Origin of the sequence: Oligoflexus sp. (assembly GCF_035712445.1) — a bacterium.
In the GTDB taxonomy this organism is placed as follows: Bacteria; Bdellovibrionota_B; Oligoflexia; order Oligoflexales; family Oligoflexaceae; genus Oligoflexus.
This window is the reverse complement of sequence record NZ_DASTAT010000034.1, coordinates 57,573-65,499: the sequence shown is the minus strand read 5'-3', so window position 1 is coordinate 65,499 and position 7,927 is coordinate 57,573. Positions and strand designations below refer to the sequence as shown.

8 protein-coding genes are annotated in these 7,927 nt (G+C 54.7%); 7 read left to right on the top strand and 1 reads right to left on the bottom strand.

Annotated elements, in window-relative coordinates:
* Positions 1-116: 116 nt before the first annotated feature.
* The 4 genes from VFO10_RS07395 (at position 117) to VFO10_RS07380 (ending at position 4,894) form a co-directional block, all read left to right on the top strand.
* Complete coding sequence (locus VFO10_RS07395; RefSeq protein ID WP_325138598.1) at positions 117-2,330, top strand: ATP-binding protein; 2,214 nt, start codon at positions 117-119, stop codon at positions 2,328-2,330.
* Positions 2,331-2,445: 115 nt separating this feature from the next.
* On the top strand, positions 2,446-3,060 hold the full coding sequence (locus VFO10_RS07390) for a DUF4360 domain-containing protein (protein WP_325138595.1): 615 nt from the start codon (positions 2,446-2,448) through the stop codon (positions 3,058-3,060).
* A 187-nt stretch (positions 3,061-3,247) separates the two neighbouring features.
* Positions 3,248-3,544, top strand: a complete 297-nt coding sequence (locus VFO10_RS07385) for a thiamine-binding protein (protein WP_325138594.1) — start codon at positions 3,248-3,250, stop codon at positions 3,542-3,544.
* A 21-nt stretch (positions 3,545-3,565) separates the two neighbouring features.
* Positions 3,566-4,894 (top strand): erythromycin esterase family protein, encoded by a 1,329-nt coding sequence (locus tag VFO10_RS07380; protein WP_325138592.1) that lies wholly within the window; start codon positions 3,566-3,568, stop codon positions 4,892-4,894.
* Between the two features lie 12 nt (positions 4,895-4,906).
* Here VFO10_RS07380 and VFO10_RS07375 read toward each other — a convergent pair whose 3' ends face one another.
* Entirely contained in the window at positions 4,907-5,698 is a 792-nt protein-coding gene (locus VFO10_RS07375) for a UDP-2,3-diacylglucosamine diphosphatase (protein WP_325138590.1), read from the bottom strand.
* Positions 5,699-5,899: 201 nt separating this feature from the next.
* On the opposite strand from VFO10_RS07375, the gene VFO10_RS07370 reads away from it, so the two are divergent.
* From VFO10_RS07370 to glyA, 3 genes are read left to right on the top strand one after another with little or no spacing between them, the layout of a single operon-like run.
* Positions 5,900-6,142: an acyl carrier protein gene (locus tag VFO10_RS07370; protein ID WP_141731038.1), complete on the top strand. Its 243-nt coding sequence runs from the start codon at positions 5,900-5,902 to the stop codon at positions 6,140-6,142.
* 56 nt (positions 6,143-6,198) lie between these two features.
* Positions 6,199-6,648: a ribose 5-phosphate isomerase B gene (rpiB, locus tag VFO10_RS07365; protein ID WP_325138588.1), complete on the top strand. Its 450-nt coding sequence runs from the start codon at positions 6,199-6,201 to the stop codon at positions 6,646-6,648.
* Between the two features lie 23 nt (positions 6,649-6,671).
* Positions 6,672-7,925, top strand: coding sequence for a serine hydroxymethyltransferase (gene glyA, locus VFO10_RS07360; RefSeq protein WP_325138586.1), 1,254 nt, complete (start codon positions 6,672-6,674; stop codon positions 7,923-7,925).
* The last annotated feature ends 2 nt before the right edge of the window (positions 7,926-7,927 follow it).

The following is a 7,927-nucleotide window of genomic DNA, read 5'->3' as shown; positions in this document are numbered from 1 at the left end:
GAAGAGATGCAAAAATCTTTGGCCGCAGGCTGTACAGCCCACTTGACCAAGCCTATCGATAAGAGCCTCCTGCTCCATACGTTGACCACGTATACCGAGCAGCAAAGAAGGCCATCGTGAACACAATAGATCGTGACAGCTGCAGCAGGGAACCCATCCATATTCCAGGGGCCATACAGCCCCATGGCGTTTTTCTGTCCATTGACCCCAGCAATGGAGCCATCCTGCAGGTCTCTGAGAACTGCGAGCAGCATCTGGAGCGAAGCCCGGAAGAACTTCTGGGCAGCTGCATTGAAGCGCTGATGCCAGCCGAATCATACGGCCTTCTGCGATCCGCCTTGCAGTCCGATGATTTGCGCAAGAAAAACCCCATTGGCCTCACCTTCCACACCCGGGCCGGCCCCAACTATTTCGATGGCATCCTGCATCAAGCCGATGGCCTTGTGATTCTGGAGCTGGAACCGAAAGCCGATGCGCAGCTCATCGACTTCGCGTCCTATTACCATAACGTCCACGAATCCATTTACAGCCTGCAGAATACCCGGAGCATTGATGAGGCCTGCGCGGCCATCGTCGCTCAGGTTCGACGTCTTTCGGGCTATGATCGCGTGGATCTTTATAAATTCGATGCGGAATGGAATGGCAATGTGATTGCTGAAAGTCGCGCGGCGTCGATGGACAGCTATCTGCACCAAAGGTTTCCGGCCGGTGACATTCCCGAGCAGGCGCGACGACTCTATACTTTGAACTGGGTTCGCCTGATCGTGGATGCGAACTATGCGCCGGCGCGCATCCTGCCGGCCGCCAATCCCCGCACGGGCCGGACTTTGGACTTGAGTTTTTCGACCCTGCGCAGCGTCTCGCCCATTCATTGCCAGTATCTGCGCAACATGCCCGTGCAGTCCTCGATGTCGATTTCCGTGATGAAAGAGGATCGCCTATGGGGACTGATCTGCTGCCACCATCCCGAGCCACGCTTCGTATCCTATGGCGTGCGTTCGGCCTGTGAACTCTTGGGGCAGATCTTTTCCTATCACCTGACCGCACTCGAATCGCGCGATGATATCCTTTTGCGTCAGGAGCTGCGGGACAAGGTCACCTTCATTGAAAAGGGCATACGCGACTCGGACAACATGCATGCCGCCTTTGAAGGCACAGCCGATTCCATTCTGAGTCTGGCTCAAAGCACAGGCGCGGCCCTTATCCTCCAGAATAAGCTGACCACGATCGGACAGGTGCCGGGACGCGATGTTATTTTTGATCTGGTCAAGAAGCTTCGCCAGTGGATTCAGCGCGATGTTTTTTCCACGCCCAAGTTGGCTGAAAGCCTTCCGGGCTGGGACGCCGAGAAAAATCAGGCCGCCGGGATGCTGGCCATTCAACTGACCGATACCTTTGACTCCTATATCATCTGGTTCCGCCCGGAAATCATTCAAACAGTTCATTGGGCCGGAAATCCCAAAAAATCCCTCGATCCTCATGAGGAATTGACCCCGCGCAAATCGTTTGAGCTCTGGCGCGAGCATGTCCGCGGCCAGTGCCTGCCTTTCGAAGCGGCAACGGTCGAGGCGGCTCTGGAACTTCGCAATCTTATCCTTCTTAAGCAGCTGTCCAAGGTGAATGCCGATCTGCGGCTGAGCAACAACGAACTCGATGAGTTCGCCCAGATCATTTCCCACGACCTGCGCGAGCCTTTGCGCGGCATTCGCAGCTATGCGAACTTTATTCTGCAGGATGAAGGCAAAAGCCTGAGCGATAAAACCCAGAAACGCCTTCAGTCCATCATGCATCTCAGCCAGCATATGGATGGCCTGACCACCTCGCTCTTTCAATACGCGAGGCTCGGCCGCTATCATATGGGCACGATGGATTCCGATCTGAATGAAGTTCTGGAAGGCGTTCTCTTTCGCTTGCGCAGCCTGATCGACGAGCAAAAGGTCGCCATCTCCATGCCCAAGACCCTGCCGCGGATCACCTGCAGCCCTGTCCGGGTCGGCGAGATCTTCTATAACCTGATCTGCAACGGCATCAAATATAATGAAAGCGCCGCCAAGGAAATCAGCATCCGCTGCCTGAATCCCGAGGAAAGCCGTGATGCTGTGCCGGTCTTCGTGGTTCAGGACAACGGCATCGGCATTGATCCTCAGTTTCATGAAAGCGTCTTTAAAATTTTCCGCCGTCTCCACACCCAGAATGAATACGGTGGTGGCACCGGAGCCGGTCTTGCCATCGTAAAAAAGCTGGTCGAGAGTCACCACGGGCGCATCTGGGTGGATTCCCTTCCCGGGCAGGGTTCCAGTTTCTATTTTACCCTGCAGGCGCATAGCTGAACCTTGCTCTGTCAGCCTCGCCTTCACAGAACACTTTGACCATCTCCCGCTGGTGTTGACCGAACACTTCCCTTAGATTTCACTCAGGATCAAACCACAGCTTGGAGATTGCTTTATGAAAACTTTAACCGCTCTGGCCATATTCCTGAGTTATGCTTCTTTCGCTCAAGCCAATGATATCGAATTGGATGTCACCGATCCCCTGGACGTCGGCCGCACCCGCTTTGGCATTGAATCGGTGACCTTCAATGGAAGCGGCTGCGCGGGCGGCAAAGGCACGGGTTACCTTGTGCAGAACGATATTCTGTGGCTGAAGTTCGCCGATGCCCAGACTGCCAAAACCGGCCCTGGCAAGTCCTTGGGCGAAAGCCGTCGCAACTGTTCGGCCATCATCAACTTCAAAGACGGCAGTCGTTCGCTCGCCGTTGATTCCGTCGCGTTTTACGTCGAGGCTGATCTTCCCGAGAAGCACACCGCCAACGTCTCGGTAAACTGGTTCTTTTCCGGCCAGGGCACGACCGGCAGCTTCTCGAAAACTTTGAGCGGCGATTACTACGGCGTCTGGACCAATACCTTTGAAGGCGCTGTATCAGGTGATGCATGGAAACCCTGCGGTGCTGATCGCAGTCTGACCGTGAACGGCGCGATCCGCGTCACGGGCCCACGCGAGCAGGAATCCACAGCCCAGTGGCAGATCCTCGGTCTGCGTCTGAAATCGCGCGCCTGCTGAATGCATAAGGTCCGGGCTGAAAAACCCGGGCCTTTTTCCTGCGTAAATCCCCCCTGTTTCGCAGCGGCCGGATTTTTGCTTTCCTTTCCATGGATTCTCTTTTTAAGCAGCAGTGTCTTTAATTTACGTAGGCAAAAAGATTCGATGAGCCACCAAATTGAGACACGCAGTGATAGGAGCTATGGAAATGATTGTACAATTCAGCGTCAATCCCATGGATAGCGAACACATCAGTGAAGACATCAACAGAATCACCGCCTACCTCGATAAGATCGGACTCGATTACGAGGTCGGGCCCATAGGAACCAGCATCCAGGGGGATTGGGATACGATCATGCCGGTGATTCAAAGATGCCACCAGATGATCGTGCGGGACCATGCCCGCGTCCTTACCACCATTACCATTGATGACCATAAATACAAGGAACACAGCCTCGAAACAGCCATGTCATCGGTCGCGGAGCCTGTCAGCATTTCTCTTTAAAATTTGGGAAGGGGAAATACCATGGAAACCGAACCCATTGTATCCAAGGATCTGCTTTCACAGCTGCAGGCCCTTTGCATGCCCATAAAAAAAGAACAGGATCTGGCTCCTCTGCATGAACGCATCGGTCAAGCCAAAATCGTGCTGCTGGGCGAAGCGTCGCATGGCACGTCCGAATACTATCAATGGCGAACGGCCATCACCCGCAGGCTGGTCGAGGAAAAGAAGTTTTCCTTTATCGCCGTGGAAGGGGACTGGCCGGATTGCTTTATCATCAACCAATATGTGAAAGGCCGTTTGGATGCGACCCAATCCGCACGCCGCGTTCTTTCCAACTTTCGCCGCTGGCCGACCTGGATGTGGGCGAATGAAGAGATGATCGACCTTGTCGAATGGCTGAAGCTCCATAATGATCAGCAGCCCGAACGCTCCAAGGTCGGCTTCTACGGCCTTGATGTTTATAGTCTTTGGGAGTCGCTGTCGACCCTTACGCAGCAGCTCAAAAAGTATGATCCGGAGTCCTTGGGCATGGTCGAGCAGGTCTTTCACTGCTTCAACGGCTATCAGGGCAATGCCCATGAATACGCGCGCGCCACCTACTTTAAGGAGGCGACCTGTGAAAAGCATGTGCATGGACTCTTGGAGCATCTGAAGACGCGGAAGATGATCTTCGATCGACATGCGGAAGCCCATCTGCAGGCCGAGCAGAACGCAAGGGTTTTGAAGAATGCCGAGGCTTATTATCGCAGCATGGTGCGCGGCGGCCCCATGTCCTGGAATATTCGGGATTTCCATATGGTGGAAACGCTCGATGAGCTCATGAAGCACCACGAGCATCACGGCAACGTAGCCAAGGGCATCGTCTGGGAGCATAACACGCACATCGGCGATGCGCGCTTCACCGACATGCTGGAAAGCGGAGAAATGAATGTCGGCCAGCTGGTGCGCGAACGCTATGGGGAAGAGAACGTGGTGCTGGTCGGTTTTTCCGGTTACCAGGGATCGGTCATCGCCTCGCGCCGCTGGGAAGCGCCGATGCAGGTCATGCCCTGTCCCCAGGTCCGTGAAGGCAGCTGGGAGGAAGTCCTGCACCGGGTCGGCCCGGATAACAAACTGCTGATTTTCGCGCCGCATTTTGCCAGTGATGAAATGCTGGAGGATCGGGGACATCGCGCCATCGGCGTGGTGTATCATCCGGAGGGCGAGCATCGCGGCAACTATGTGCCGACCATCCTACCCAGGCGTTATGATGCTTTGATTTACCTTGATCAAACGCACGCCCTGCATCCTTTGCATCTGAAACCCCTGCATGATGGTGATATGGCCGAAACCTATCCCTCCGCCATGTAGCGATCTCAACCCTTATTTTCCTGGCAAAAGCTTGCGGACCAAAGGTTCCGCAGGCTGCCAGGCCTTGTCCCCTTCGGCGTTAAAATAATAACGATAGAAAGCGCCGTCCCTGAACGCCAAAACATTGGGACGATCCCAGCTTTCGACGCTGAAGAGTCCACCTTTGCGCTGATCGCGACGCGGTTCGGCATAAGGCACATGAAAATGCCCGAAGATGCCGAAGTCGCCTGACCCGGCTTCCAGCCAGGCATCCACCGCACCCAGGATCTTCTCATGTTCGATCTCTCGATACTGATCCTGGGCCCGCGACACCTCGGAACTTTTCGTCGCCAGCCTATCCATCCAGGCCCCTGGCAAAAGCCGCGCAATGCCAGTCACAACTGGTGATTTCACCAGCTGACGAAAGGCTCGGTACATATTGTGTGAATAAATCAGGTCACCATGAGCCATTTGGACTGTGTGGCCGCTTTTCAAACGAATTGTATGCGTCCCTTCGGAAATCACCTGAACGCCCTTCCAGGGCAGAGATGCCAGTTTGAACTCGTGATTGCCTTCGAGGTAGATGACCTGGGTACCGGATTCCACAAGCTTTTCCAGCGCCTTGCCAATAGCGCTGAATTTTTTTTGAAAATAGGGATGCGATCCCAGGCAGAAGTCAAAGATGTCACCCATCAGCACGAGGTACTCGACCTCACTCCGGCTGGCGCCTTCCAGAAGATTGAGGAGCAGCCGGCTGCGGTCATCCTCCGCGTGATTCAAGTGAATGTCCGATACCACCAGCAAAGGCGCTGTCCACAGTGACAAAGCAAAGTCCCCCGTTCGGTTAGTCAAGCAATCTGCACAAGATAGCGGGAAAGTCCTGGGCCCTCAAGAGGGCCTTGTCAGGCACCTCCTTCATGGGTTTCACCTTTCACAGATGGGCCAACTATTCCCTTGCATTCCCCTAGACTTTCTGGTTCCTTAGATGAACATAAGGCAAGTATATGCCAAATTGGAGGATAGCCCATGTCGCTCGACATCGAAAGTCAATTGAAGAAAATCGTTGTGAATCAACTCGGCGTTGAAGAAGCCGCTGTCATCAGCAAAGCTAAATTCATCGAAGACCTGGGCGCGGATTCACTGGACATCGTTGAGCTGGTCATGGCGATGGAAGAAGCTTTCGGCATCGATATCCCTGATGAAGAAGCTGAAAGCATCCGCACGGTCGAAGACGCTGTTGGCTACATCAAGAAAGCCAAAGAAGTTTAATTCCGTCCTCCTTTCCCATCGTACTCTCGCAGCAAATGCATCGGAAGGCGTAGACTATGAGCGAACGCATCGGCATTGCCTCTGACCATGGAGGTCGGGTACTCAAGGAAAAGGTGAGCCAGTATCTCCGTTCTCTCGGGCACGAAGTCGTCGACTTTGGAGTTCCCGTGAACGACGCGGATTCGGTCGACTATCCGGATTATGCCCAGACTCTCGCGAAAGAAGTGAGCCAGGGCCAACTTCCCCGCGGCATCCTGATTTGCGGAACAGGCATCGGGATGTCGATCGCCGCGAATAAAGTTCCTGGCATCCGGGCCGCTCTGGTCTGGGATGAATTCACCGCACGCATGTCGCGTCAGCACAACGACGCCAATATCCTTTGCCTCGGCGAACGTGTTTTGAATCACGACCGAGCCCTTGACTATCTCCACATCTGGATCAAATCAGAGTTTGAAGGCAAACGCCACCAAACCCGACTCGATAAAATTCGCGCCCTCGAACGTTGAGGGTCCACACAAGGACGGCCCCCATGAAACCCTGGTCTTCACTGCAAAGCCACGATCCGGAAATCTACGGTCTCATTGAAGCGGAATTCAAACGTCAGGAAGAAGGTCTGGAGCTGATCGCTTCGGAAAACTTCGCGTCCGCCGAGGTGATCGCCACCATGGGCAGCATTCTCACCAATAAGTACGCGGAAGGCCTGCCCGGCAAACGCTATTATGGTGGCTGCGAAATCGTCGACCAGATTGAAACGCTGGCCATCGAACGCGCGAAAAAACTTTTCGGCGCTTCCTTCGCCAACGTTCAACCGCACTCCGGTGCGCAGGCGAACGCAGCTGTGTTCCTGGCTCTTCTGCAGCCGGGCGACAAAATCCTCGGCATGGATCTTTCGCACGGGGGTCACCTGACTCACGGTTCGAAGGTCAACTTCTCCGGCAGTATCTATGAGTCGCACTTTTACGGCGTCGATCCTGAAACCGAGCGCCTGAATTACGATATGATCGCGGCCAAGGCCAAGGAAGTGAAGCCCAAGATGATCATAGCCGGCGCCAGCGCCTATGCGCGGATGATCGACTTCGGCCTGTTCCGTGAGATCGCCGATTCGGTGGGCGCCTATCTTTTCGTGGATATGGCTCACATCGCCGGCCTCGTCGCCGCGGGCGAACATCCCAGCCCTGTGCCCTATGCGCATGTGGTGACGACCACAACGCATAAGACGCTGCGGGGACCACGCGGTGGCCTGATCCTTTGGAATGATGAGACGCTGAACTTCAACAAGGCTGTTTTCCCCGGCATCCAGGGCGGTCCTTTGGAGCATGTGATCGCCGCGAAAGCGGTCAGCTTCATGGAAGCCCTCAAGCCTTCGTTCAAAGAGTATCAGAAAAATATTCGCACCAACGCCAAAACCCTTGCCGACGCCCTTGTCAGCAAAGGTTTCAAACTCGTTTCCGGCGGTACCGACAATCACCTGATGCTGCTTGATTTCTCGAAGACCGAGCTCAGCGGCAAGAATATGGAAGACGCCCTCGGCAAGGTCCATATCACAGTGAATAAGAACACGGTGCCGAACGAAAACAGAAGCCCCTTCGTGACCAGCGGCGTGCGCATGGGAACCCCGGCGCTGACATCCCGCGGCATGGGTCCTTCTGAAATGCAGCAGATCGCTGGCTGGGTGCGCGAAACCTTCGATAACTTCAAAGATGAAGCCAAACTGCAGGCGATCGGCGCTGAAGTCGTGAAACTCAGCAAGCGCTTCCCGCTTTATCCCCAATGGAAAGGCTGAAA